Source organism: Geobacillus sp. LYN3, from assembly GCF_003064505.1.
In the GTDB taxonomy this organism is placed as follows: Bacteria; Bacillota; Bacilli; order Bacillales; family Anoxybacillaceae; genus Parageobacillus_B; species Parageobacillus_B toebii.
The window spans coordinates 232,557-259,528 of the sequence record NZ_QCWL01000001.1 but is presented as its reverse complement, the minus strand read 5'-3'; the positions used below and the strand labels follow the sequence as shown (position 1 = coordinate 259,528).

The 26,972-nt window shown below is 42.8% G+C and carries 20 protein-coding genes; 16 read left to right on the top strand and 4 right to left on the bottom strand.

Annotated features, from left to right (window positions below; all coding sequences use genetic code 11):
* Window positions 1–114: 114 nt before the first annotated feature.
* Window positions 115–528 (bottom strand): helix-turn-helix domain-containing protein, encoded by a 414-nt coding sequence (locus DCC82_RS01305; protein ID WP_015865174.1) that lies wholly within the window; start codon window positions 526–528, stop codon window positions 115–117.
* Window positions 529–739: 211 nt separating this feature from the next.
* On the opposite strand from DCC82_RS01305, the gene DCC82_RS01300 reads away from it, so the two are divergent.
* The 8 genes from DCC82_RS01300 to DCC82_RS01265 all read left to right on the top strand — a co-directional run bounded on the left by DCC82_RS01300 (window position 740) and on the right by DCC82_RS01265 (window position 10,314).
* Window positions 740–1,240 (top strand): hypothetical protein, encoded by a 501-nt coding sequence (locus DCC82_RS01300; protein WP_097353896.1) that lies wholly within the window; start codon window positions 740–742, stop codon window positions 1,238–1,240.
* Between the two features lie 520 nt (window positions 1,241–1,760).
* A complete protein-coding gene (locus DCC82_RS01295) occupies window positions 1,761–3,128 on the top strand; it encodes a C40 family peptidase (RefSeq protein ID WP_187252133.1) in 1,368 nt (455 codons plus the stop codon).
* Between the two features lie 367 nt (window positions 3,129–3,495).
* Complete coding sequence (gene wecB / locus DCC82_RS01290) at window positions 3,496–4,641, top strand: non-hydrolyzing UDP-N-acetylglucosamine 2-epimerase (RefSeq protein WP_062677830.1); 1,146 nt, start codon at window positions 3,496–3,498, stop codon at window positions 4,639–4,641.
* Window positions 4,642–4,820: 179 nt separating this feature from the next.
* On the top strand, window positions 4,821–5,225 hold the full coding sequence (locus tag DCC82_RS01285; protein ID WP_097353895.1) for a hypothetical protein: 405 nt from the start codon (window positions 4,821–4,823) through the stop codon (window positions 5,223–5,225).
* A 249-nt stretch (window positions 5,226–5,474) separates the two neighbouring features.
* On the top strand, window positions 5,475–6,758 hold the full coding sequence (locus DCC82_RS01280) for a nucleotide sugar dehydrogenase (protein WP_097353894.1): 1,284 nt from the start codon (window positions 5,475–5,477) through the stop codon (window positions 6,756–6,758).
* Window positions 6,759–6,789: 31 nt separating this feature from the next.
* Window positions 6,790–7,497 (top strand): WecB/TagA/CpsF family glycosyltransferase, encoded by a 708-nt coding sequence (locus DCC82_RS01275; RefSeq protein ID WP_097353893.1) that lies wholly within the window; start codon window positions 6,790–6,792, stop codon window positions 7,495–7,497.
* Between the two features lie 10 nt (window positions 7,498–7,507).
* A complete protein-coding gene (gene murJ / locus DCC82_RS01270; protein ID WP_097353892.1) occupies window positions 7,508–9,025 on the top strand; it encodes a murein biosynthesis integral membrane protein MurJ in 1,518 nt (505 codons plus the stop codon).
* A 17-nt stretch (window positions 9,026–9,042) separates the two neighbouring features.
* Window positions 9,043–10,314: an oligosaccharide repeat unit polymerase gene (locus tag DCC82_RS01265; RefSeq protein ID WP_097353891.1), complete on the top strand. Its 1,272-nt coding sequence runs from the start codon at window positions 9,043–9,045 to the stop codon at window positions 10,312–10,314.
* Between the two features lie 201 nt (window positions 10,315–10,515).
* Here DCC82_RS01265 and DCC82_RS01260 read toward each other — a convergent pair whose 3' ends face one another.
* The gene (locus DCC82_RS01260; protein WP_062677824.1) at window positions 10,516–11,424 is read right to left on the bottom strand and encodes an accessory Sec system S-layer assembly protein; all 909 of its coding nucleotides are present in this window, start codon (window positions 11,422–11,424) and stop codon (window positions 10,516–10,518) included.
* Between the two features lie 42 nt (window positions 11,425–11,466).
* Window positions 11,467–13,821, bottom strand: a complete 2,355-nt coding sequence (gene secA2, locus DCC82_RS01255) for an accessory Sec system translocase SecA2 (RefSeq protein ID WP_097353890.1) — start codon at window positions 13,819–13,821, stop codon at window positions 11,467–11,469.
* Between the two features lie 307 nt (window positions 13,822–14,128).
* On the opposite strand from secA2, the gene DCC82_RS01250 reads away from it, so the two are divergent.
* The 4 genes from DCC82_RS01250 to DCC82_RS01235 all read left to right on the top strand — a co-directional run bounded on the left by DCC82_RS01250 (window position 14,129) and on the right by DCC82_RS01235 (window position 20,684).
* Complete coding sequence (locus DCC82_RS01250; protein ID WP_062677822.1) at window positions 14,129–14,803, top strand: helix-turn-helix domain-containing protein; 675 nt, start codon at window positions 14,129–14,131, stop codon at window positions 14,801–14,803.
* On the top strand, window positions 14,787–15,368 hold the full coding sequence (locus tag DCC82_RS01245) for a PIN domain-containing protein (RefSeq protein WP_097353889.1): 582 nt from the start codon (window positions 14,787–14,789) through the stop codon (window positions 15,366–15,368). Before DCC82_RS01250 ends, DCC82_RS01245 begins: the two co-directional genes overlap by 17 nt.
* Window positions 15,369–15,443: 75 nt before the next feature.
* On the top strand, window positions 15,444–18,932 hold the full coding sequence (locus tag DCC82_RS01240) for a S8 family serine peptidase (RefSeq protein ID WP_108430219.1): 3,489 nt from the start codon (window positions 15,444–15,446) through the stop codon (window positions 18,930–18,932).
* A 138-nt stretch (window positions 18,933–19,070) separates the two neighbouring features.
* Window positions 19,071–20,684 carry an S-layer homology domain-containing protein gene (locus DCC82_RS01235; RefSeq protein ID WP_097353887.1) on the top strand — a complete coding sequence of 538 codons (1,614 nt, stop codon included), beginning with the start codon at window positions 19,071–19,073 and terminating at the stop codon, window positions 20,682–20,684.
* Window positions 20,685–20,716: 32 nt separating this feature from the next.
* Here the strand turns inward: DCC82_RS01235 and DCC82_RS01230 are convergent, their stop codons facing one another.
* Entirely contained in the window at window positions 20,717–21,703 is a 987-nt protein-coding gene (locus DCC82_RS01230) for a C40 family peptidase (protein WP_097353886.1), read from the bottom strand.
* A 439-nt stretch (window positions 21,704–22,142) separates the two neighbouring features.
* Between DCC82_RS01230 and DCC82_RS17870 the strand changes: the two genes are divergently transcribed.
* The 4 genes from DCC82_RS17870 to DCC82_RS01210 all read left to right on the top strand — a co-directional run bounded on the left by DCC82_RS17870 (window position 22,143) and on the right by DCC82_RS01210 (window position 26,779).
* Complete coding sequence (locus DCC82_RS17870) at window positions 22,143–25,496, top strand: S-layer homology domain-containing protein (RefSeq protein WP_233252900.1); 3,354 nt, start codon at window positions 22,143–22,145, stop codon at window positions 25,494–25,496.
* Window positions 25,497–25,679: 183 nt separating this feature from the next.
* Complete coding sequence (locus tag DCC82_RS01220) at window positions 25,680–26,189, top strand: JAB domain-containing protein (RefSeq protein WP_108430218.1); 510 nt, start codon at window positions 25,680–25,682, stop codon at window positions 26,187–26,189.
* Between the two features lie 14 nt (window positions 26,190–26,203).
* Window positions 26,204–26,506, top strand: coding sequence for a hypothetical protein (locus DCC82_RS01215; RefSeq protein WP_015865150.1), 303 nt, complete (start codon window positions 26,204–26,206; stop codon window positions 26,504–26,506).
* A 21-nt stretch (window positions 26,507–26,527) separates the two neighbouring features.
* On the top strand, window positions 26,528–26,779 hold the full coding sequence (locus DCC82_RS01210) for a hypothetical protein (protein WP_015865149.1): 252 nt from the start codon (window positions 26,528–26,530) through the stop codon (window positions 26,777–26,779).
* The last annotated feature ends 193 nt before the right edge of the window (window positions 26,780–26,972 follow it).

Sequence of the window (26,972 nt, the reverse complement as noted above, 5' to 3'; positions counted from 1 at the left end):
CTTTCTAAATCCAGTGTACTTATATTGAACGAAAAATTCAATATATACTAAAAATATAAACCCCGCCTTCCTTCCACAGCTAAAGCAGTGGGCTTCCGGCGGATGTTCTCGTGATTATTTGATGGCATCGGAAAATTCTTTTACTAGCTTAATGATGATCGATTCTAGATGTCTTCGCTTTTTGACCGGCAATTGGGTCAGCGAGTAAATCGTTTTTTCCATATTTGGGTTTTGTCTCAAATAGTCAATAATATCCAACATTTTTTCATCAATACGATCCGTTTGATATAGAAGGTTTACCTCTCGCAGCAACTCTTTTTTTGTCGTATGCTTCCCAATTAAAAAATCGACGCTCACTTTGTATAAATTGCTTAGTTTTTGCAACGATTGCACGTCCGGAAGCAAATCCCCGTTTTCCCATTTGCTGATTTGTGAGCGCGATATATTGAGATGTTGCGCCAGCTGTTCTTGTGTCCAATTATGCTGTTTGCGCAAATATTTTAGTTTTTCTCCTAAATTCATGATCATTATCACCACGCTCAAATAAAATCCATCAATAACTTAAAGATAGGAGAGCGTGGAAGAGGTTTGTGTTCTGTTTAGGAACGTTTGTTTATTTGTTCCCAAAAAGATCAAACTTTTCCACTTGTCAATGTTCGACATCTTTGTCCGTTGACTGTCATCATGGTACAATAAGCGAAAAATGGATAAATATTTACTATAACTAGGAAAAAGAGGGATGATGGTGAATATTTATCTCGCGGATTTAATGGTAAGTGAGCGGAAAGGTTTCAAACGAAAGAAAGGAACGTATCGGGTATTTATCAAAGAAATGCGAAGCCCATTTTCGATCAAATTGAAAACGATTGCACCAACTAATTTTACGGATTCATTGCGGTTTTTAAAAAGCAAGGAAAAACATGACCGTTTCTTGGGGGAAGAAGCGCGGTTTCGCACCATTGCGTGTTCTTGTGATGCTCAATTGTATTTCGTATTTAAATCGATCAATCAACTATATATGTTTATCGTAAAGCTTGATTTACAAAAACAAAAGTTCGAAATTGCCCTCTATGAGTGGAATCAGTTCCAACAAAAATATCTCCGCCTTCACACCAATGAGCTATTAACCATTGAGAGGCAGCTTATTTATTACATTTTGCAGTCGCTTTATATTTTGGACAACAATCGTATTTCTTATTTATTTATGTGCCCGGCAAGAAAAAACAATAAACGGTTGTAGCTGTTTTATGATCGCCTCAAGAACTTCCCTCGTTTGTTCTGCTTTTCCTATGGTATTTTGGATGAGGATTGTACGTTAAGCTGCAGATATTCAATACGATTTGATCCTTGCTTAAATAGGGTATTCCCTATTATTTTTTTAAAAGTTTTCCAGTTCCCCGCCGCGATTATTCTGGTTTGGATGGCAGCGAACATGGCTGTTTTTTCGTAAAGATTATCTAAATTTTGTATAAAAAAACAAAAATGCTCTTTCTATGGGAAGGGAAGTTTCGCTATACTAATGATATACGTGACTAATTTTCACACCTTTTTGCATGTCGAAAAATGGAATCTGCCTAAAAAGATGTCGTATCTCTCAGACTATTAGAATGGGCAATTTCAATAGATTCCTTTTTTCGACATTGTTGCGATGTAGATTCAGCCACGGGGGAGAGCGAAAAGGTGTTGAGTTGAGCTGAATTAGCATTGATTCAAGGCGGCAAACGTTGTACAAAGCGGGAGAAACAATAAGGGAGAGGTAGATGATTGTGAATCGGAAACCAAGACAGATCGTGTTAACGTCCGCTTTCGTCTCTGCGCTGTTTCTGATGCCGGATGATGGAAAAGCAGCGGAATGGAAAGTGGGGATGAGCTCGCCGCAAATAAAGGAGCTTCAGCAACTGCTAAAGGAGAAAGGATTTTTTACATATCCGACTGCTACCGGTTATTTCGGAACGATTACCGAGCAGGCAGTAAAAGTGTTTCAAGCATCCGTTCGTTTGCCGGTCACGGGCATCGTCGATGACGCTACATACGCCAAGTTAAAAGGAACAGTTGTCTATAGTACTTCGGAAATGAAAATCGGCTCGCGCGGAAACAATGTAAAGGTGCTGCAGCAAAATTTAAAGTTGCTTGGCTATTTCCGATATCCGGAGATCACTGGTTATTATGGAGTGATTACGCAAGATGCGGTCAAGAAGTTTCAACGAAATAACGGCCTTTCCGCAACAGGAGTCGCAGATGCGCGCACTGTACAGTTGATTCAAAACGCGGTGAATAAGCAATCTAACAAAACTTTGCAAGCAAATGCATTAAAAATAGGTTCAAGAGGGACGGAAGTAAGCAAATTGCAACAAAAATTAAAGCAGCTCGGTTATTTTACATATCCGGAAATTACGGATTACTATGGAACGTTTACGGCGGAGGCGGTCCGCAAATTTCAGGAGAAAAACAAACTTCCAGTTACCGGAGTGGCTGACAGTGCGACGCTAGCGAAAATAAACGAAGCGATAGCCAGCTCCGAACCGCAGCCGTCCGCACCGAAAGCGGGCATCTATTTAACAATTGGATCGACTGGTTCTGAAGTAAAAGAAGTGCAAACAAAGTTAAAACAGCTTGGCTATTTTACATATTCGCAAATCACTGGCTATTATGGAACCATTACAGCAAATGCAGTCAAGAGTTTTCAACGGGATGTTAATCTGAAGGCAACAGGTGCTGTCGATGCAGAAACATATGAGCGTTTGATGGGAAAAGCACCGCAACGAAAGCTTGATGTGATTGAACTGGTTGCCGATGCTTCGCAACTTCTTGGCAAACCATATGTTTGGGGCGGGGAGACGCCGCAAGTAGGTTTTGACTGCAGCGGATTTATCGTTTATTTGTTTAAAAAACAAGGAATCTCTTTGCCTCGCACCGTAGCGGCGATTTGGAGCGTCGGCACGCCGGTTTCCTCCCCTTCGGTCGGCGACATTGTCTTTTTTGAAACGAGCCGTTCTGGTCCATCCCACGCAGGCATTTATATCGGCAAGAGGCAATTTGTTCATAGCGGCTCTTCCACTGGCGTCACCATTAGCAGCTTGGATAATTCTTATTGGAAAGCGCGTTACTTGGGCGCAAAACGATACTAAATTAGGGAAACTCTAACAGAGGGAATTTATAAAATAAAGGGATGGCTTGGGAGTTTCCAAAGCCGTCCCTTTGTTTTAGCAGATATATACGCGTGTGGGGAAGAAAGAGGTGAGTGTTTGCCATCTTAATGTTACTCATTTTTAAGCATAATGAGATGGATGTACATGAACATTGTCTTAATTGCACAAGCTTTTTTCACCACTTACTCTTCTCTAACAAGGGCTCCCCTCCATCCAATAGTTTATGGAAGTTTTTGGTTTTGTGGGGAGGGGCATGTGTTAACGGTTGAGGAAATAGAACGGTTATGATAATGTAAGGAATGAAGTTTGCATCGGACTTTAACATTTTGGCATTGTAGGTGAAAGTATGGCTGATAAAATTAAAGTAATGACTATTTTCGGCACAAGACCGGAAGCGATTAAAATGGCGCCGCTTGTATTGGAGCTGAAAAAACATTCTGAGTTCATTGAACCGATTGTCACCGTAACGGCGCAGCATCGGCAAATGTTGGATCAAGTTCTAGAAATTTTCGATATAAAGCCCGATTATGACTTAAATATTATGAAAGATCGTCAAACATTGACGGAAATTACCGTCCGTGCCTTAGAAGGACTCGATGACGTGATGAAAAAGGTGAAGCCGGATTTAGTGCTGGTACACGGAGATACGACAACCACGTTTGTCGCCAGCCTTGCGGCGTTTTACAATCAAATCGCTGTTGGACACGTCGAAGCTGGGTTGCGCACGTGGAATAAATATTCACCATTTCCGGAAGAAATGAACCGTCAGCTTACCGGTGTGATCGCCGATCTTCATTTCGCGCCAACGAAAAAAGCGTATGAAAACTTAATTAATGAGAATAAAAAACCGGATTCGATTTTTATTACGGGAAATACGGCCATCGATGCGTTAAAAACGACAGTGACAGAAAATTACAAGCATGATATTTTAGAGAAAATCGGCAATGACCGCATGATTTTATTAACTGCCCATCGCAGAGAAAATCTTGGCGAATCCATGCGCAACATGTTCCGCGCGATTAAACGCATTGTTCAAGAGCATGAAGATGTGCAAGTAGTCTATCCTGTCCATTTAAACCCGGCGGTGCGTGAAGTAGCCGATGAAATTCTTGGCAATGATCCGCGCATCCATTTAATCGAGCCTTTAGGGGTGTTTGACTTTCATAATCTTGCTGCGAGAGCGTTTCTTATTTTGACCGATTCCGGCGGTGTGCAGGAAGAAGCGCCTTCGTTAGGCGTTCCGGTATTAGTGCTTCGCGATACGACAGAACGGCCGGAAGGCATTGAAGCGGGAACGTTGAAATTAGCGGGAACCAATGAGGAAACGATATACAACATGACCCGCGAGCTGTTGAATAATCGAAACGAATATGAAAAAATGGCGAAAGCTTCGAATCCATACGGAGATGGGCAAGCTTCTAAGCGCATTGTGGAAGCAATTCTTTATTATTTTGGCAAGGTGACACAGCCGCCTGCACCATTTTCCGTTTAAGTTCTGGGAATCTCTATCCTTTTAAGGAAACACGGGAGTTTTTGGAATTAGCGCGATACGGTGTAGAGACTGCAAATAATGAAAATAACTTCTTTTCGTTTCTGTCTTGCTTATGGTAGAATCAAATATTAGGGGTCTATTGGCCCAAAAAAGAAAACATACGGAGGGTTTTTAAGTTAATGTTGAAAAATCTTCCCCGTTCTGTAAAAATTGGAATAACACGTTCTATTACTCGTACATTTGAAGCGTATATGCGGGATATTGAATGGAATGAACAGCGATTTGATCCGCGTGTATTTATGCAACGGTGGCGCGATTATATTGAGCATCACTCCAGTTGGTTTCATTCCCTCGATGATCGCCTGAAAGCAAATCCAGCGTTTCATGAGGAATTAGCCGATAAAATTAATTCCGTTATCGACAAAGTGCTGTCAGAAGCACCGACGGAGGAGCAGCTTGCCAAAATCGAGAACTTGGCAAAACAACATGGTGTAGAAGACATTCCCGTTTCTTGCAAAGCGGAAGCGGATTATCAGATTGAACGCCTCGAGCGCCTTGGGAATATGAACAAAATAGAAGAATAATGACATGCCATATCAAGATATTTTGGCATGTTTTTTATTTAGTTTGCGGAAGAACGGCATTATTCAAAACGGTAACACGGATGCATGTATGGCGGATTTGGTTTTATATATGGAAAAGTATACATTTAAAATTTGTTTCAGTATATTGAATTTCCGTTACAATAAAGACAAATGATATGATTTTTTGCTATAATAAAGTTTGGTTGTAAAAAAGGCATCTTGCATAAAAAAGGAGAGAAAAACTTTCTTATGAGTAAAAAAATTTGCGTCATTGGATTAGGGTATATTGGATTGCCGACAGCAGTGATGTTTGCCAATCACGGCATCCAAGTGCATGGTGTCGACATTAACGAAAACGCAGTAAAGATGATTCAAAACAAACAGCTGCACATTGAAGAACCGGGATTACAGGAACGCCTTAACAGTGCGATTGATAGCGGGAAATTTACCGTTTCCACCACACCGGAGGAAGCGGATGTATTTATTATTGCTGTTCCATCTCCTATTAATGAAGATAAAACAGCAAACTTAGATTATGTGCGTGATGCGACAAAATCGATTGTCCCTTATGTCCGCAAAGGGAATTTGGTCGTACTCGAATCAACGGTGCCGCCGCGCACGGTAGAAGATGTCATGCTTCCTATTTTAAAGGAAACAAATTTAGAGATTGGGACGGAATTGTTTGTCTCACATTCTCCAGAGCGTGTCATTCCAGGAAGAATTTTTGAAGAATTAACCAACAACGATCGCATTGTCGGCGGGATTAATGAGGAATCTTCACGTTTAACAGCGGAATTATATAAAACGTTTGTCAAAGGAACGATTCACATTACTGACGCGACAACCGCTGAATTGGTGAAAGTAATAGAAAACACGTATCGGGATGTCAACATCGCGTTTGCAAATGAATTGGCAAAAATAAGCGAGAAAATTGGCGTCAATGTGTGGGAAGCAATTCGTCTTGCTAATTTCCATCCACGTGTAAACATTCATTTGCCTGGTCCAGGGGTTGGAGGTCATTGCATTGCGGTAGACCCTTGGTTTTTAGTGGAATTGCAGCCAGAATTAGCGAAGATCGTTAATCTCGCTCGTCATACAAACGACAGTATGCCGGAGTATACAGCGTTAAAAATTAAACAAATTCTTGAAAATGAAAATATCCATCATGGCCGCGTTGCCGTATTTGGTCTAGCGTTCAAAGGAAACGTTGACGATATGCGGGAAAGCCCATCGCTTGAGGTTATTCATCATTTAGAAAAGCTTGGATTTGATTATACTGCTTACGATCCACATATCAAGGAAAATAAAGTGGAGCGCCAGACGCAGCAAATCGAAGAAGCAGTGGCCCATGCGGATATCATTGCCATTTTAACCGATCATAACGAATTTAAAACGATGAATCCGGAAAAGATCGCTTCTCTTGTACGTACTAAAATTATTTTGGATACAAAAAATTGCATTGACCGGAACGAATGGGAGAAGCACGGATTTCAAGTATTCTTGCTCGGGGATGGCAAAAATACTCTAAAATAAAGCAAGATGACGTTTCGAATTAGGTGATAGGATGAAAGAAACATTTTTAGGTGTCCATGTTTGTGGATACACGTATGAACAGCTTGTGGCAAAATTAATGGAAGACATTGATCATAACCGTAAATCGTTTATCGTTGCGATTAACCCTGAGAAAATTATGAAAGCCCAGCGAGATGACCGATTGCGGGAATTGCTGAATCAAGCGACATACCCTATCCCGGACGGGATAGGGGTGGTTTTCGCTTCCATCTTGAAAGGTGGAAGCATTCGGTCGCGAGTAACGGGAATTGATATGATGCTCCGCTTATGCCAAGAAGCGGCTGCCCGAGGAAAAAAAATTTTCCTTTACGGGGCAAAGCCGGGAGTAGCCGATGAGGCAAAGCGGAGATTGGAAGAAATGTTTCCGGGAATTCAAATTGTCGGAACCATGCATGGGTATGAGAAAGATGAACAGGTAATCAAAGACGCAATCAATCAATCGGGAGCAGACATTTTGTTTGTCGCGTTAGGAAGCCCTGCCCAAGAATATTGGATCGTCAATCATATGCATTCGCTGGCCCCAAAAGTATATCAAGGAGTTGGTGGGTCTTTTGACGTCATTTCTGGAAGGTTAAAAAGAGCTCCTCACCTCGTTCAAAAGCTAGGATTAGAATGGCTGTACCGCTTGCTGAAAGAACCGTGGCGTTGGAAGCGGCAGCTTGCGCTTCCGAAATTTCTTATTAAAGTGATTAGGGAATAGAAGGGATAGTATGTCAAAATTACGCATTGCGAGCATCCTGTTTTTGCTATCCACCTTTTTCTTGAAATTTTCGAGCATGTTTCGTGATATGATCATCGCCAAATTATTCGGCAACTCTTATGTCACCGATGCTTATATCGCGGCGATGACCATCCCCAATGCGCTTATTTTGTTTATGTTGACAGGGATGAAAGATGCCTTTTTGCCTAGCTATTATAAGTACTCTCAGCTAGGGAAAGGTTTTTCTCATTTAACGAATATCGTAAAGGGAACATTTTGGATTTCGTTTGTCATCTCTGTCGCCGGAGCGCTTCTTTCGCCATTTGTCATTCCAAAGCTATATCCAGATTTTAATAGCCATGGAACACAAATTGCTATATGGACGGCAGTCATTTATTTTCTGTCAGTGGCCCTTGTCGGTGTCAATGCGGTTTTTGAAGGATATTTTGATGCCCAAAAAATGTTTTCATTTTCGACATTTTCCCAAACGATTGTAGTGCTATGTACGATTGGCGGCGCGCTGTTTCTTCATCACCAAATGGGGATTTATTCCGTGCCGTTTGGCTATTTTGTCGGAACGGTTTTCTCTTTCTTAATCAAGCTGTTTTATTTAGGACCTCGCCGGTTTATCGACTGGAAGCAGCCGATGGATCGAGAAGAAGTTATCTCGTTTTACCGTATATTTTTGCCAATCGGACTAACGATCGCGGTCGGCCAAGTAAACTTGTTTGTGAATACATTGTTTGCAGCTCGTCTTGGCGAAGGGGCTGTATCTACTCTAAACTATGCGTTTCGCCTCGTAAGTATTCCGCAGGCGATTTTTGGAGTGACCATCGCTACGATTGTGTTTCCGTTGTTAGCGGAGGCAAGAACGAAAAACGACATGGCTCTGTTTAGAGTCGGTATCGAAAAAGGACTTACGTACATGTTTCTATTTTTGGCGCCGACGGTAGCCGGGATGCTCGTTCTGATGAAAGAGTGCGTCCAGATTGTATATGAACGGGGCGCGTTTACGGCGAGTGCGACCGCCCAAACAAGTGAATATGCGTTTTTATATATCGGTTCTGTTCTTTTTTACAGCATTCAAGCTGTCATAGCGAAGGGTTTTTATACGTTGGAAAAAGGGCATTACATGTTGAGGGCAGGAATTGTTTCGATTATTGCCAACATTATTTTTAATGCGATTTTTTCCAGCACAATAGGAGCGGCAGGTTTGGCTTTATCTGCGTCCTTTGTCGGTTTAGTATATTCGATGATTACGTTTACGACGCTTTATAAGATTTCAGGTGGATTTCGCCTTTCGGTGATTGGGAAGGAATATGGAAAAATTACACTTAGTACGCTCGCAATGGTAGCTGCACTGCTTTTTATGAAATACGAATTGCATACCGATCGGCTTGCTATCATACCGTACTTAGCGGTCATGATTGTGTCGGGGGCAGCGATATACTTTGTGGCATTATGGGTGTTTAAGGTACAGTCCGTTAAAGAAATTTTGGTGAAAAGGAGGAGTAAAGAAGTTTCTTAGAAGGAAACTGAAGAGCTATGAAACGACTAGGGATGCTGCGAAAGTGGAATAACGAGATTGATTCATTTTCACCATATTTTTTCTTTCCTTTTATTTTGATTCTTTATTTTTTTGTTAGTTTATTTGATTTTGGAAAAATAGAATATTTCGAAGCAAACCGGAATATTTTATGGGCCATTTTAGTCGGGATGCTTTCTTATTTAGCAGCTGTTCATATTGTACAAAAGAAAAATTGGATGTTTCCTTCCTTGGGGCTGGCCTTTTTAAAGGGAAAAACGAAGTATTTTCTGTATTTCCTTGGCTTCATCGGCTTAGTTAGTTACATTATTATGCTTGCAACAGGACAAATTGGGATTACGGATGAATCGGTGCGCAGGCATTTAGATCCGAAGTTAAATTTTTTAAGTTCGTTTTTATGGTTTTCTGTTCTGTTTCTTATTTGTGACCGCGCCGTTCGCGAGTATCCGCTTACAAAGAAGCAGATGCGCATGTATTTTTTTGTGTTGGCCGCCGTTTTACTGCTTTTAGTGTTAATGGGATATCGGACACCGATTGCCATTATGTGCTTTACATGTTTGATTGTTGTCCACTATACGATTCGGCGCGTTAAGCTGTCATGGCTGTTGGCATTTTTATTTATTGTTGGTTTGTCTCTTTCATTATTCGGATTTTTCCGTGTCATTACGGAGGACCAGTCGAAAAAATTTAACAGCCATGAAGGGCCAAATGTGGAGTTAAACGAAGAGCAAATGAGCAGAGATGAGGCTCTTCGCCGCAAAATTGATGAAACGCCGAAATGGGTTCGCGGTTTAACGGAAGTGAGCGTAACAGGTCGAATTGTGTTAAGCAAATTAATGGAATATGCCGATAAGCATGGATATATGTATGGAAAGCTTCATAAAGGAATATTTTCCACGGTTTTGCCGGGTGAGCAGCTATCGCCTCGCATGCAGATCACAGAAATGGTAAATTCGCTTACGGTAGATAAAGGAAAATATGTGACGCGCCCGGGAAGAACCACCACGCCGACTTTGCTTGGACAATTTTATGTCGAGGCAGGCTATTTGGCGATTATCATTGGATTTGCCCTGTATGGCTTGATTTTGTCGATGTTGTATAACCAGATGAAGCAGTCGGGATTTGCCTCGTTTCAAACGATTGCGTATGCGTTTATCACTACGATTTTTATGATTTCCATCCATACAGGTTTGCTAGATTTATTGTTTTTGTTGATGATTGGCTATGCTATTGTTTCCAGCGCAATTGAAAGAACGAGGACAAACATCTAAAAAAGTCATTGTTATATAAAGACGTCAATGGTAAAATATACTTATAAGAAAGAAAATATTATTTCCTTCTGTAGCAATATACAACAGAGACCTCGGTTGGTAGCCTCTGGAAAACCGTCTATCTTTAGATAGACGGTTTTTTCTATGAATATATTTGTTTTCATCAAAAAAGGGCTCTCTATACGAGAACCCCTTTTTTCTTTACGATTGTGAAGAAGAAGACGGCAATGATACTTTCCATGAACGAAAATCCGGATTTTCCTTCGTGACTAGCGATTTTGGGAAAATAAACGTCCACGGCTTGCTTGTATTTGCTTTCACTTCAAAGTTATCAAGGGAAAATGCGCCGCTGGCGACGATATCCCCGCTTGCATCATGCACTTGCAGTGGTAACTGCTGAATATGAATGTTTTTGTCGCTTCCATTGCGAATTAGCAATGTGACATGAAGATCTCCTTGTTCCGTCTGCCGAATTTGCAGCCCCATAAAATTGACTTCTCCTGGTTTAGGAGGCTGTATGGATTGAACGAGTGATTGCAATTTTTCTTTGTCTTCCGCCGCTAAACTTTTCTCCCAGCTTTCTTCTAAATCGAGGGAGTGGCGTTTTTGTTTTGGCAATTCGAAGGCGAGCTTCCAATCGACAAGCGGTATTTCGGAAGCTTGGATCGTTTCTTGCTCAAATAAAAACTTCCATGGGCGGCTGCTGCGCGGCGGAATTTCCCCAAGTTCCGACAAGTCGAACACCTTACGGGCAAGCACTTCGTTGTTTGGGCCAAGCAATACAAGCGGAGTTGGTTCGAATTTAATCGGACGGGACAAGCTGTTCCGGACAAAGGCGGTAACGACATATCCTTGCGGCACCTGTTTTATATCAATGCCGGATAAAGAAATTTGGTTTTCTTTCAGCGGCCGTTGTTCATTATTCAAAAATTGATAATAGTAGCGTTCTTCTACGCTTACGTTCCACGATGGATGGAATGACAGCTCGGTTTTGACTTCTTCAGCGCCAGAGCCTGAGTCTGTATCGCTGCTTCCTAATAGCTCGCTTGCTTCCACGATGCTGTCACGTTCGTCTTTTTGCTGTTTTTGTCTTTTAAAAAATGATAGCATAATAAATTCCCTCCATAATAGTTTAGGGTGTTTTCCGGCACTTTAGCTGGAGGTGATTTTTGGCGCGACCTCCTGCGCGAGACGGCGGCAAACATCCGCTTCAATTTGACGATACGTATATACGAAAAGCTCGAATCCTTCGCGCTGATATTGACGAATTGGATCTTCCTGGCTGTAATGGCGCAGGCCGATTCCTTCTTTTAAACGCTCCATCGCATCGAGATGATTCAGCCAGTGGTAATCGACAATCGAAAGCAAGGAAGGTCTGATTTCCGACAATACTCGTTCGGCGTCATCCATTGTCTCCAAATAATGAATATATTGTTCTAATGAGTGCTGGACGCTGTTTTTTACGTCTTCTATATCATTAATGTTTTCCGAAAGACAAACGGCAGGAAAAGGAATGATTTCATGAAGCCGTTCGGAAAGCTCTCCCAAATTCCATTCTTCTGGAAGCATCTCGATTGGGCAATGCTGCTCGATTTCATATGGAACGTATTCACGAAGCATATCAATCATCAACGGAATCAGACGGTCGTTTTCGAGAATGCGGTTGCGCAATCGGTAAATCGCTGTTCGCTGGTCGTTCAACACATCGTCGAGCTTTAAGTTATATTCGCGAATCGAGAAGTTGGTTCCTTCGCAAATGCGCTGAACGCGGTCGACAAACTCATGAATGTCTTTATTTAAAATTTCGCCATTTTCATCTGTTTTTGCTTTTTTGATCCATTTTTCCGTTTCTTCTTTGGCAAAACGGCGGAACATGTCGTCCTCTAAAGAGATGAAAAACTGAGAACGTCCTGGATCTCCTTGTCGGCCGGCCCGGCCTTTTAACTGATTGTCAATGCGCCGCGACTCATGGCGTTCCGTACCGAGTACAAACAGCCCGCCAAGTTCGGCCACTCCTTCGCCAAGCATGATGTCTGTCCCGCGGCCCGCCATGTTTGTCGCGATGGTGATTTGCCCTTTTTGTCCGGCCAACGCGATAAGCTGGGCTTCTTGTTCGATTGTTTTCGCGTTTAATAGGCGAAACGGCAGATTTTCTGCTTCTAAATATTTGGCGACTTTTTCCGACTGCAAAATGGACGTTGTTCCAATTAAAATCGGCTGGCCTGTCGCATGAACTCGTTTTGCTTCTTTCGCGACCGCTTTATACTTTTGATCGATCGTCAAAAAGACGCGGTCCGGCTCATCGACGCGGATGACCGGTTTGTTCGTCGGAATTTGCACGACATCCATGCCATAGAGTGTTTGAAATTCCTTTTCTTCCGTTTTGGCTGTTCCCGTCATGCCCGATAAAATCGGATAAAGACGGAAGTAGTTTTGAATCGTAATCGATGCCTGTGTTTTATTTTCTTCGGTTAGTTCGAGCCCTTCTTTTGCTTCAATCGCCTGATGAAGACCGTTGCTTAAGCTTCGTCCTTCCATCGGCCTTCCGGTGAACATGTCGATTAATATAACTTTTCCGTCTTTAACGATGTAGTCGACATCGCGCTGAAATAAAACGTGGGCGCGCAATGCTTGAATAACATAATGATATAAAGTTTGATGCTCTAAATCATACAAGTTGTCGATGCCAAAGCCGCGTTCGATTTTGGCGATTCCTTCTTCCGTCAAGTTCGTTGCTTTTGTTTCTTCATCATAATAATAGTCGACATCGCGTTGAAATGTTTTGACAATGCGGGCGCATAAATAGCTTAGCTCGGAGCTGACTCCCGTTTTGCCGGCGATAATGAGAGGAGTTTTTGCTTCGTCAATAAGAACGCTGTCGATTTCGTCAATAATCGCGTAGTGAAACGGCCGCTGTACACGCTGGGATACGTCGTAAACCATGTTGTCGCGCAAATAATCAAAGCCGAATTCGCTGCCGATGCCGTATGTGATGTCCGCTTGATATGCCGCTTTTTTCTCTTCCGTTTCCATCATTGGAAGGTTCAGCCCGACCGTCAGCCCTAAAAATTCATGAATTTGTCCAATCAATTCGCGGTCGCGTCTGGCTAAATATTCGTTTACAGTAATGACATGCACTCCTTTTCCTTCCAAAGCGCGCAAATAACTCGGCAATGACGCGACGAGCGTTTTTCCTTCACCTGTCGGCATTTCGGCAATGTTTCCTTCCGCCAGCACAAGCCCGCCGATCAGCTGTACATCGAAATGGCGCATGCCGAGCACCCGTTTCGATGCTTCACGCACCACCGCGAACGCTTCTGCCTGAATATCGAATACCGTTTTTCCGCTGGCGAGTTCATTTTTAAAATAAGCTGTTTTTTCTCGCAACTCTTGATCAGATAGTTTTGCAAACTTTGGTTCCAGTGCGTTAATATGATCAACGATTTTATAGTAATGCTTCAACCGTCTCTCATCACTGTTGAATATCTTTTTTACATAAGACAACATTCTGCTTGTCTCCTCCACACATGTCGAATAATCACTTATCTAGTATATCATTGTTCGTTTTTCGTTTCACCCCAAACCTTAATCCGTAACATTGTAGAATTGTAACCCCAACTTCTAAAAGATTTAGATGTTCAGAATCCAAAAACAGTGATCATAGACAGTACAGCCCTTTATACGATTCCTCTCTGATTTAAATGGTCTAAACTGCATCTTTGTGCCTCCGCAAAAATTTTTTGTTGATTTTGTTTGATTTGTTGGTTTTGTTTAGTTTAAATGATAAAATAATCTTAAGAGGAGGTGGTTGAAAATGACACGCTTGATGGATCAAGAACAAGAAAATCTGTGGGATAGCGTGCAAATTCTTTCGCAAATCAATGCAGAAAAAGCCAAAGCTGTATTCAAAGTCACGATTGAAAAATCTTTACAGCAACTTGGTATAACTGTTCCTGTTTTTTCAACGATTCGTTTGTCTGTACCAAGCACAGATCGTCTTTCCCAACTCCGCCAAATCGAAAAGAAGATGAGAGAAGCCTACGCGCATCAAGAGAAAGAGAAAGCTTACGAGTATTTGGTTGATTATATCGAGCGGTTGAGTCAAATGACGGAAGATGATCCGCTTGTGGTTCGAAAAAAACTGTTGGCTTCTTTATTGAACGAACGTTACAAACGAAAGCCTAAATGGTCAGCAAAAAGGTACCGGCTATCTGCCTCTTTAGCACCTCTCCTATCTAAGCAGGTTGCTGCGGCTTACTATACCACGAGTGAAGTAGCCAAAAAATTAGGGTTAAGCGATCAAACCATTCGACGAATGTGTGAAAAAGGAAAGTTTCCAGGGGCCTATAAAACCGATGGAGGACATTGGAGAATCCCGCGAAAGATCTTCATTACCACACCGGAACAGGATGAACGGGCGGAAGAGGCGCTCCAGCAAATCGATATAAAGAATCAGAAAGCGGGGTATGTAGATGAATTTGATCTATGATGCCCCGCATCCTCCTAAAGTATTTATCGATACAACAGTTTTATGCGGAGCTTTACGAGTCGATGGAGTAAACCGGAAGATTCTTAAAGCGGATCGCTTCCCTCATTTATTTCGACCGGTCGTATCGAGGGTATGCTTATTCGAGTTTGTTCGGAATGCTTCCCAAGGAATTGGAAAAGGAGAAAAGAGGGTTGTGTACAATCAACAGGAAATCGAGGCATTTTTAAATGAGTTTTTGGATCCGATTTTTCAATATTATACAAAACTTCCAGTCAATAGTTTGGTTGGTCGATATAGCGTCGAAACCGTCATACGAGAGAATCGCCCCATTGGGGAAGTGTTGGTCGAGTTAAGTGGATGCGATCATGAAACAGCAAAACAAATTGTTTCTTCGCAAGAAATGTCTGAACCACTTTATCGTTTCGATCAAGAGGATTTTCACGTCTGGATAACGGCAATTCAAGAAGAGTGTGACTATATACTGACAACCAACCATCGACGATTTCCGGCTCAAATCGGACCAATCAAGCGCATTCATCCAAGTGATTTTTACGAACATTTATAAAACTATGAAACTTTTTCTTATACTTGTACGTCATAATAAATAAATGTAAAAAAATTATAGAAATGGGGGACTTCAATGGGAAAAGGAAAATGGAAAAAAACCGCCGCTTCACTTGGGCTTGCTTCCGCGCTTGTTTTGCCTAGCTTTGCCCAAGCGTCCACGATGCCGCCGGTGGAGCAGTGGAAAAAGCAGTACCACCAGCAGCATGTCTCAAAAGCGCCGCTGGCTTACAAACAGCTGAAAGAGGCGCAAAACCAAATTAGCGAAGATACGCTGATCGTAAAGTACAAGGAGAAAATTCCTGCCAGCGTCCATCGCAGCCTCGGCGCAACGGTAAAAAAATCGTTTCCGCAGTTAGGCTATGATGTCGTCACACTACAAAAGGGAAAAACGATGCAAGAAGTGGCGCGCGCCTATGCCAAGCTAAAAGCGGTTACGAGCGTCACGCCTAGTTTTACATACAAAAAGCTTGGCACGAACGATCCGAAAAACAACAAAATGTACCCGCTTTCGTTATTGCAGATCGACAAAGCGCTTCAGCTTGCCGGCAAACATAGTGTAACGGTGGCTGTCATTGATACCGGCGTGGATATGAAGCATCCAGACTTAAAGGCGCAGCTGCTTCCATCGTATAACGCGGCCAATCCGGCAAGCCCGGGCATCAAAGATATTCATGGAACACATGTTGCCGGGATTATCGGAGCGTCAGCCGATAATGGCATCGGTGCGCATGGAATCAATCCGAACGTGAAAATTTTGCCGATTGACGTGTTTAACGGCGGCTGGGGAGCGAGCGATTATGTCATCGCCCAAGGAATTTTATATGCGATTGAAAAAGGCGCCAAAGTCATCAACATGAGTCTTGGCGGCTACTTTGACTCCCCGATTTTGGAAGATGCCGTGAAAAAAGCGATTGACGCCGGCATAACGGTCGTTGCGGCAGCGGGCAACGAATCAACCGATATGTATGCCATACCAGCATCGTATGAAGGCGTCATCAGCGTCGGAGCTACCGACAGCCAAAACCGTTTAGCAAACTTTTCGAACTATGGTCCGTCCGTGGATATTGTCGCACCAGGGGTTGACGTCTACAGCACCGTTTATGACCCGACAAAAGGCGCATCCTTTGCGGAATTAAGCGGAACATCGATGGCTTCTCCGGTTGTCGCGGGCGTGGCATCGCTCATTTTATCGAAATATCCAAACTTAAAGCCATATGAAGTGGAAGCAATTTTAGAAAAAACCGCAACCGACCTTGGGGAAAAAGGCTATGATTTAAAATACGCGAACGGTCTTGTCAATCCGGTTGCCGCGCTAAATTTTGATATAAAGAAATTGCCGAAAAAAGAAACGTGGAACGATGAAACGATTCTAGCCAAAGCGCTTCCGCTGCAATTGACAGATAAGCCGTTTACGAAAACGGGAAGCTTCACAACACCGGAAGAAATCCATTGGTTGAAGGTGGACTTGAAAGCAGGGGAAAGCGTCCAGTCAGTTCTTGAAGGAGCCAAAGATTACGATTACAAGCTTATATTGCGCTTCTATCCTGAGGGCAAAAAGCAATCCGAAAAGCCAATCAATGTCAATGACACACGCGCTGGAGAAGTGGAAGGAAAACTGTTTACAGCAAAAGAAGACGGCACGCTTGTCATCGGTGTCACGGACGCAAATGGCAACTATAGCACGCAAGGAAAATCGAAGTACACACTAACACTGCAAAAATTGGCAACGTTAGCTGTGGACAATTCCACGAAAGACAATCCAATTGTAATGGAAAAGCTTCCATTTGACAGCGACCAGACAGAATTCGCACCGCTTACTTTTGTTCCGGAAAAAGAAGGGGAAGCGGATAAAGATTACTTTACGTTTAAAGTAGAGGAACCGACGACGGTGAAACTAAATCTTTCGCCAGTTCCAGGCATCGATTCAACGATCAACGTTTACTTCGCGGAAGAATTTTATCATTCCGATGAAAAAACAAAAGAAGACTATGGTCCGTATCCAATTGTCACTGCCAATAATAACGGCAACGGAAAAGGCGAGACAGTCACGTTTGAAGCAGATCCGGAAATGGAATATGTCATTGAAGTGGCAAGCGAACCGCCGCTCGATTTTTGGTACTATGGCTTGTTCCCGCAATCCTCCGGCGCAAATGGTGATACGCCAGCGTCCGCCATTCCGTACCGTTTAACGGTGGAGCCGGTAACCATGCCGCCGGATGAAGATGGATATCCGCTGGCAGATGATGAGGAAGAACCGGCGCCATCGGAAGAGACGACTCCGGCTGAAGAAGCGCAGCTAAACAAAAAAGCGAAAGAAAAGAAAGATATTATAATAATAGAAGATAACGGCCCGTTGTCTTTCGAAAAAGAAGACATACAGCACATAAAAGAAAATGCGCTTCCTTACAACCTTGGCGATAAACAGTCGGCGTATATTCAATTTGGAGAAGACCGCGATTTTTACAAGCTGTCTGCCGTCGATGACACAGCGATCTATCGATTTACGTTTGATGCGCCGGATGATATGACGCCGCAGGCGACGATATATGAATATGACCCGAAAAAAGACGAATTAAATCCTGTTGCCGATTATTACGGTTATGACTACTTTACAGGCCAAAAGACAAACAAGCTCACGTTATTTTTAGAAAAAGGAAAACAGTATTATTTATCGATTGCCAATGAACGCTACCAACCGTCTGCTGATCCATATACATTTACGTCAGAAAAACTGATGAACGCGCCGAAAGACGCGAATGAAAACAATAATGAGCCAATTCTCGCAACAGTCGTTCAGCCGAACAAAGTCGTGACAGGCAACTTCGCATTGACCAATGATGTGGATGTGTACTATTACAAGCATCGCGCCAATGACGAGATATTCGCATTCTTTGCGCGTCCAGAGAAACTGGAAAACAAAGCAAGTTTGCCAAACGACTTGCAAGGCACGTTAGTTCCATTTGTCATAGTGTTCGAAGATACGAACGGAAACATGTCCATTGATGATGATGAGGCGGGAAAAGCGGTTGAATTTGGACCGACTGGATTCAACCCGATGTATGATGTGAACGGTTCGTTTAAAGCGAAGAAAAACACAGGCTATTTCTTTGTAGCAATCAACTTCTTGTACGATGGATTAACGCTTCAATCATACCGCTTCGGCATCGAAACGCTGCCGAAAAAAGATGAAGATGCGGGATCTGTGGTGAAAAACAACGTGCCATCTAAACCGCTCAGTTTGAAACAGTCGGGAAATACGTTCAAAGCGACCGGCTATTTGAACGCGTCCGTCGATTACGGCGATAAAGACTATTATGTGTTTACCGCGGCGAAAGACGGCAAATTTACCGTCCAGCTTAGCGGCGGTGCTACGATGGATGGCGTCATCTCCATTTATAATGAAAAAGGCGGGCTTGTGCAAACATTCGACTATTATGGCGAAGGCGACAGCGAAACTGCTGTTGTTACTTTGAAAAAAGGAAAATATTATATTGTCGTAGAAGACAGCTTTGCCCGCCCGAGCGCGCAGCCATATACGCTTTCGATTTCACCTGTAAAATAATAATAATGAAGAAAAAAGATGCTTTGAAATGCAAAATGCATTTTGAAGCATCTTTTTCTTTTTAAACGATTTTCTCTGTATCCCATTTTCGAATCTATGTTACTATGAAAATAGTAAATCACAAAGGAGAAGAGGCATATGCGCAAGTATTCTTTCATGCTTTTTTTCTTTTTCATGACATTTATCTTTGGAGGAAAAGCCGTTGATGCCCATGTCATTGACCTCAACAATAAAGTCCAAGTGCAAAGCAATTATGAAGACTTTTATCCGCTTATTGCCCGCTATAAGGGACAAAGCGGAGTGACAATCGAAAGCTACAGTCCAAAATGGCGGACGACAGCGCAATTAAAAGCGCTTGAGGCGGAACTTTTGGCGAACAAGCATGGTTCTGAGCTTTCCCTTCTTGGGAAAATCATGATTTTTCCTGATTATCCGGCAGGAGAGAATGTGCTTGGGCAATACTTTGCCGAATATCAACAAATAGGAAAAACGCTGTCGCTATTGCCTAACCGAGTCATTCACTTATACGGCGGAAACGATTTTACAACCGTTGCGGAAATGGCTACAACGCTTGCCCATGAATACGGGCATCACTTTACCTATTATTATTTGATCAACAAAGAGCAGCTCCCTGCCGAAGATTGGCTGCGATCCCGCTACGCCGCGGCGCGCGAACTGTTTCGCTATCCGTCCGTACACGCTGATGGAAACGGCGCATACGAATGGTCCCTCGCAGAAATATTGGCGGAAGATTATGTCCAACTGTTTGGCTCGCCGCTTGCGGTAAAAGGACATATGCAAATGAACGTCCACATTCCGACGCCGTTTGAGCTTTCCAGCTTGCAAGAATATTGGAAGCAGCGGCTTGGAAGCAGCTATGCCGTCCAATCCCCACTGCCGCTTCGCTTAACGGGCTATATGCCGGATTCGGCAGATGCATCATACTATGCGTTGCGCCTTTATTTATACAGCCCGAAAACACCGGTATATATTAACGCGCAAGACGGTGATGGAAAGTACGCTTCCGTTTACGTCGATACGCGGCCAGCGGGTGTATCGGAAAGATGGTATCATCCATCCAAGCTGTCTGATGATGTCTCATGGCTCTTTCAAAAAGACTGGAACGACCGTGTATTATTCCGCGCTGTTTTGCCAATGTCAAAGGGGTTTAATCGCGGCTCGGAAACGCTCGTGGTCAATTACCGTGACATTGCCGCAAGCGTCAGTCCCCGTCCGCTGTTTCCAGACGTGGAAGACGAAGAAACGAAGCAAGCCGTGAAACTATTGTATGACCGCGGAATCATCACAGGCTATGCGGACGGCACGTTCCGGCCAAGCGAAAAGCTGCTGCGCCGCCACGCTGCAAGCATGCTTGTCCGCGCATTCAGCCTGGCATTGCCGGAAGGATATAAAGTGAAGGCAACGGATATGAAAGAAGGAGACATTGGATACAAAGAAATGGCCATTGCAGAGGCACACGGGCTGCTTGGACAAGGGGGAAAGCTCCGGCCGAATGAGTATATGACAAGAGCACAGATGGCGGTTGTGCTTGTCCGCGCTTACTCCGATATATACAAACAACCGGAAACATTGCGTTCATTCCGGGACGTTCCGCCGTCGTTTTGGGCGTACAACGAAATTCAGACACTCGCCTATAACGGCATTACCGTCGCCGATCCGTTCCGCCCGAACGAGATGATAACAAGAGGGCAGTTTGCTTTATTTTTAAAACGGACGCTGGAAAAGAAATAGCCGCAAGGAGGCATCCCTTGCGGCTTTTTGTGCTACTGATGCATAGCGCGGTACAAAAAGGCGGCGAATTGCACGCGGGTGACAGGATCGTTCGGGCCAAACGAGCCATCTGTGCGCCCCGTCGCAATTCCTGCTGCCGCCAGTGCTTGAATGTCGCGAAACGCCCAAAAGCTTGGCGGCACATCGGTAAATGATTTTGCCGCAGCTGGCGGCTGTAAGCGAAATGCTCTCGTCAGTACCGCGGCCAGCTGCGCGCGCGTCAACGTGTCTTCCGGATGAAATTTTCCGTTGCTTCCGTTCATAATCCCTTGTTTTTGCACCGCCCGAATCGCTCCAAGCGCCCAGTAGCCGTCCGGCACATCATTAAACGGGACCGAGCGGTCAGACAAATTCAAATCCAGATACTCTGCCAAATACGCGGCGACTTCCGCGCGGGTAATCGGCTCGTCCGGCTTAAAGTAGCTGTCTTCATATCCGATGACAAGCTCTTGTTCCGACAGGGTGCGCACCTCATCGAACGCCCAATGGGACGGGGAAACATCTTGAAACTGCCCTGGCGCCAAGCGGTACGCTAGCACCCGCTTTGCCCCGATATATGTTTTTTTCCAATATGAATCATTCAGTGATGAAATCGTCACACCTTTGGAAGAAGAAGAATGAATAAACCGGTTGTTTCCTATGTATATTCCCGCATGGGAAACTCCTTTTCCGCTCGTATTGAAAAAGACGAGATCACCGACGCGCAAAGCGCTTTTGTCGACACGTTTGCCCATCCGGTACATATCGGCCGCCGTCCTTGGCGTATCAATGCCGATCGACTGGTAGACATGCCGGATGAATCCCGAGCAGTCGAATCCCTTAACCGTCGTGCCGCCCCACCGGTATGGGACGCCGATGTACTGCTTTGCCGCCGGAACGATGTGGTCGTAGTTCACGCTCGCTTCTGCTTGCTCGGCGCGAGCGCCTGCCGCGAAAACGCTCCCGCCGAGCAACAGAGCCAGGACCAATTGCCTGCGCATTTTCTCATCTCCTTTACTCGGGCGAAATTGTACGAATTTTGTCACTATCGCTAGTGTATCATAATCATTTTTTCTGAAACGTTACAGTTTCTTCTCGGAAACATTACAATTTTGTAACAAATTTTCAGTCATACCGTCTGCCAGCATCGCATATAGTAATCTTGTTGAAACGAAGGCGCATGATTTGAAAAAAACTCTTGCACGATATGTTATTTTTAGTAGAATATTAGCTAGGAAGAGAATTTTGTTTCTGTTTCATAGAAATAAATCGGCAGGAATACATTGACAAGATGCCTATAAAAAACTATACTAGTAATTGTTTAGTAGCTAAATTTAAGAGGGTTATGGGAAAAGTGTACATACAGCATGTCTCTTAAATTTAGTTTCTTATATGATAAATTCATCAGTTACACCATAAAAAGGGGAGGAAATAATACAGATGGCTTACCAACCAAAGTCTTACCGCAAATTTTTGGCTGGTTCTGTATCTGCTGCATTAGTTGCAACAGCGGTAGGTCCAGTTGTAGCCAACGCTGCATCGTTCAGTGACGTAAATCCGAACGATTCTCACGCAGCGAACATCAACGCTTTAGTGGAATTAGGTTACATTAAAGGGTTTACAGATGGCACGTTCAAACCATACCAAAGCATCACCCGCGGCCAAGTAGCAAAAATTTTCGCGCGTATCTTGACAGACCAAGGCTTTAAAGCGCCTGACAAAATCGAACAAGTATTCGACGATGTGCCGCTTGACGCAAAAGACCAAGAATTAGTTAAAGCAGCGGCAATCGTGAAAGCTGCTGGCGTTATGACAGGCAGCCAAGGTAAATTAAACCCTGCTCAAAACATCACTCGTGAGCAAATGGCGAAAGTGCTTGTTGAAGCATTTGATTTAACACGCCCAGCAGATTTCAAATCCAAAATCACTGACTTAGACAAAGCTGATCCGTCATTCCGTGACTACATCCAAACATTAGAAGCAAACGGAGTAACGGTTGTTACTGAATACAGACCAAAAGACAGCGTTACTCGTGCAGCATTTGCTTCGTTTGTAAAACGCGCGTTGGATGTTTCCAGTGTAGTTACAGCAGATGACATCACAGCAGTAAAATTCGTCGATGAAAACACATTAGAAGTAACATTCAACGGCGAATTAAAAGATGTTAAAAAAGAAGACTTCTCAATCGAAGGTGTTGAAATCGACTCTGTTTCTATCAAAGCGGCAGCAGCAGCTGAAAGCAAAACAACTGTTGTTGTCATCAAAACAAAAACGAAATTAGAAGAAGGCAAAACTTACACTGTTTCATACAAAGGCAAAACTACTGACAAAACAAAAGTAGAAGTGCCTGTAGTAACTCCAAAAGTTGAAAGTGTAAGTGCGATTAACGCTAAAACTTTAAAAGTAACTTTCAACAAAGCTGTTGATGACACTAAAGCTAAGTTTGAAGTGAAAAAAGGTTCTGTTACTGTAAACGTAGCAAAAACTACTTTCTCTGCGGATAAAAAATCTGTTGAACTTGAACTTGCTAGCAAATTATTTGAAGGCGAGTACACTGTTAACGTAACTGGTCTTGCTGATCAAGCTCTTACAGGTTCTGTTAAAGTTGAAAATGAGAAAGTAGCTAAAATCGAGCTCCTTGGTGAAGTTGCTCCAGTAGTTGTTGAACAAGATGGTGATAAGAAGACTAAGAAGAAAGCGACAGTTGCTTACCGTGTGTTTAACCAATATGGAGAAGATATTACAAAATCTCCACTTGCTGCCTCTATTAGTTGGACAGCATCTAACGGTGTTGATGCTCAAGATGATGATAAAGGTGTTTTAACTTTAACAAACACATCTGATTTCAAAATAGGAGATAAAGTTGCTATAACAGGTATTAATGTTTCAACAAATACGGTAGTTTCAGGTGTTGTAACTATTAGCGATGCTTCAGCTACAGATACAGTTGAATTCGTTGGTATTTATAACAAAGACGGAAAAGAATTTTCTGGTGACTTAGCTGTTGGTGACTTCGTGTTGTTATTAAATGCGAAAGACCAGTATGGTAATGATGTTAATGCATCAAAAGTAAATGACGATGTTGTGTTCACTTCTTCAAATCCGTCAGTTTTAGCAATTGATAAAGCATACGATGGTCAAGGTAAGGATAAGGATAAAATTGGTTTGAAATTTACTGCTGGTCCGAATTATGCAAATGGTGGAAAAGTCATTATTACAGCCATTTCTAAAACAAGTGGTAAAGTAGCCCAGTTTGAAGTAAACGTGAAAGCCGCTCCAGCACTTGATACTTTCACTTTAGGTACACCAACTGAAATCGTAGCTGCTGGAGAAACTGTGAAACTTCCGTTTACGGCCGTTGACCAATATGGAAATACAGTTACAAAATACGAAGCGTTGGAAGATAAAGTTACCTTCAATACTGAAAAAGCTAAACTTGTAAAAGATGCGTCTGGGAATGCTGTCCTTGAGTACACTGCACCTGATACAAAAGGATTGCAAGTGTTAGTGGCTACAGTTAAAGGAAGCGGGAAAGTTTCCCAATTAACTATCGATGTCAAAGAAGCTGCATATGCAGCAACTATTGAGTCTCTTAAAAATGTCACAACTACCGTAGCCAAAGATGGTAAAGTAGAAATTAGTCTTTCTAACCTTGTTGTTAAAGACCAATACGGTCGTACTTTTGATTTGAAAGACAAGTTAACAAATACAGAAAATGAAGCTAACCTCGGAAAATATAAAATTGTTGTAACTGACTCTACAGGCGGTGCTGTAAAAGTTGAAGGAAATGGAACTGAGGCTGAGATTACTGCCAACGATGGTAAGATTACTATTACAGGATTAGAAAAAGGTTCAGAAGAAGTAACGTTCAAGTTACAACGTGTTGAAAAGAATGCGGACAATACTTACAAATTTAATGATGTAGCAACAAGCCCATTAAAAGTAACATTTAATACTGTTGACAAGTCTGCATTTACTTCATTTGAAATTGGCGAAATTGGAAAATTATATGCTGATGGCAGTGCAAACACTCACGCAAAAGCCCTTAAAGTATATGGCGTAAAGGCAGACGGTACGAAAGTTGAGTTACCTTCAAATTATTATAATGTAATTGTTGATGATGAAGTTCTTGCATTCACAGGCGGTAAACTTGATGTTAAATTAGATGCAAAATCAGAAAAGTTCGGTACAAAAGATGAAATTACAACGAAAGTAACTGTTATCGTAGAAGGTGCAGAAGATCCTGTAACACTTTCAAAAGATATTGTCGTTTCTAAAGTAGCACCAAAAGCGGATAAAATTGAATTCACTGACGCTGTAAAGAATGGCACAGCTTCGATTGCTGTAGATAAGTTAAAAGATGATACTGACGCTGCTGCTTTGAGTGCAGTTCTAAAAGTTACTGATCAGTATGGTGTTGAAATCACGGATCTAAAACCAATTATTACCGTTACAAATGTAAAAGAGAAAACTGTAGATGCAGATCCTAATAATCGATTCAATGTTGTAGGAAATGGATCTAATACAATTGATATTCAAAATGCAGAGGCTGGAGATACATTTACTGTAACTTACCTGTTAGACGGTAAAACAGCGACTGTTAAGTTTACCGTTGTTGCTGATAAAGCTGAAGCTGATAAAGCTGATAAAGCTGAAGCTGATAAAGCTGAAGCTGATAAAGCTGATAAAGCTAAAGCTGATAAAGCTGAAGCTGATAAAGCTGATAAAGCTAAAGCTGATAAAGCTGAAGCTGATAAAGCTGAAGCTGATAAAGCTGATAAAGCTGATAAATAATTTAAAAGCTATTACTTCGAAAATGTCGAAAAGCTCTGCGGAGAGAAATCTCTGCGGGGCTTTTCTTTTTGCCCAAATCTGTATCAAGCATGATTTCAAATATATATTATGATTTTGAACCTATCGTCAAGCCTCAATTCCTTTCGGGGAATTGGGGCTATTTTTGTTTTAGGAGGGAAAAGGATGAGCAAGTACCAAACCGTTAACCACCAGCAGCTAGAGTTGCTAGAAAGAGAGGTGTCTGCCAAGCAGCCAGCGAAGCGCGTCAATATTGTGAGCCTGAAGCTCGTTCGTGAGTCTAGCGTGCTGTACAAGGAGCGTCAAATCAAATCTCCGGAAGATGCGTACAAGCTGCTGAAGCTGTTTCTTGTGGAAGCCGACCGTGAGAAGTTTGTCGTTGTCTGCCTTGACACGAAAAACCAGCCGACTGCCATCAACGTTTGCCATGTCGGAAGCCTGAACGCTAGCATCGTGCATCCGAGGGAGGTGTTCAAATCAGCGATTCTATCGAACTCTGCTTCGATTATTGTGGCCCACAACCATCCATCGTCTGACCCGACTCCTTCAAGGGAAGACATTGAAGTGACAAAAAGATTAGTCGAAGCAGGAAGAATCGTTGGCATTGAATTGCTAGACCATCTGATTGTTTGCGAAGAAAAGTTCGTTTCACTAAAAGAAAAAGGCTACATTTGAAAGGAGGTGAGGACATGGAAGAATTCGTAGAGTGGTTTGTGCACATGATGAAAAGCAAGTTCGGTGTAGAAGTGCAGCCTGAAAGGATAGGTTCTGAGTCTACGGAATTGTACCATGATGAAATTGACGAGGCGTTGATTCCACCTAACCATTTAGAGAAACTTCCAGATCCGCTGTTGTTTCAAACTCTAATCTACATCGATGAGGAAGAGAATGAATGGATTGCAGGAATCGTTATCAATGAGTTTTCAAAAGAATGGCTCTATATTGTTTGGCTGAAAAATGGAGAAGCCGTTTCTTACAGCTTCCTAGATTAGAAGAATGGAGGAAAAGAAGCAATGCCGAAATACCATCGCATTATCATTGACGGAGTATCGTACTACCGAGAATACAGCTATGGGTTAGACAGCTATGGTGAAATGCTTAGTGAGGATGAGCTTGTTCAACTGTTGTTGGACGAAGTGGTAGAGGAAGAGATTGAGATTAACGAAAAGGAAATTGAAGCCGCTTTGCGCCGAATTCCGGACCGTGAGGATCGCAACTTACTACAAAACTACATTCGCTACTTAGAGAGAATCAGTGGGGAATAACGAATAACTCACGACATTTCTTTTGGGAATTTCACGACATAACTAAATCGTACTCGGTATGAAAAAGCAAAACCTAGTCGTACCATGGAAAGCTGACTAGTTAGGCGCAAAAAAACTCACGTCATAATTATATTTCTGTCGTGAGTAGCGACACTCACCTTGAAAGGAGGTGAGGAAGAGTGTGGGAAAAAAT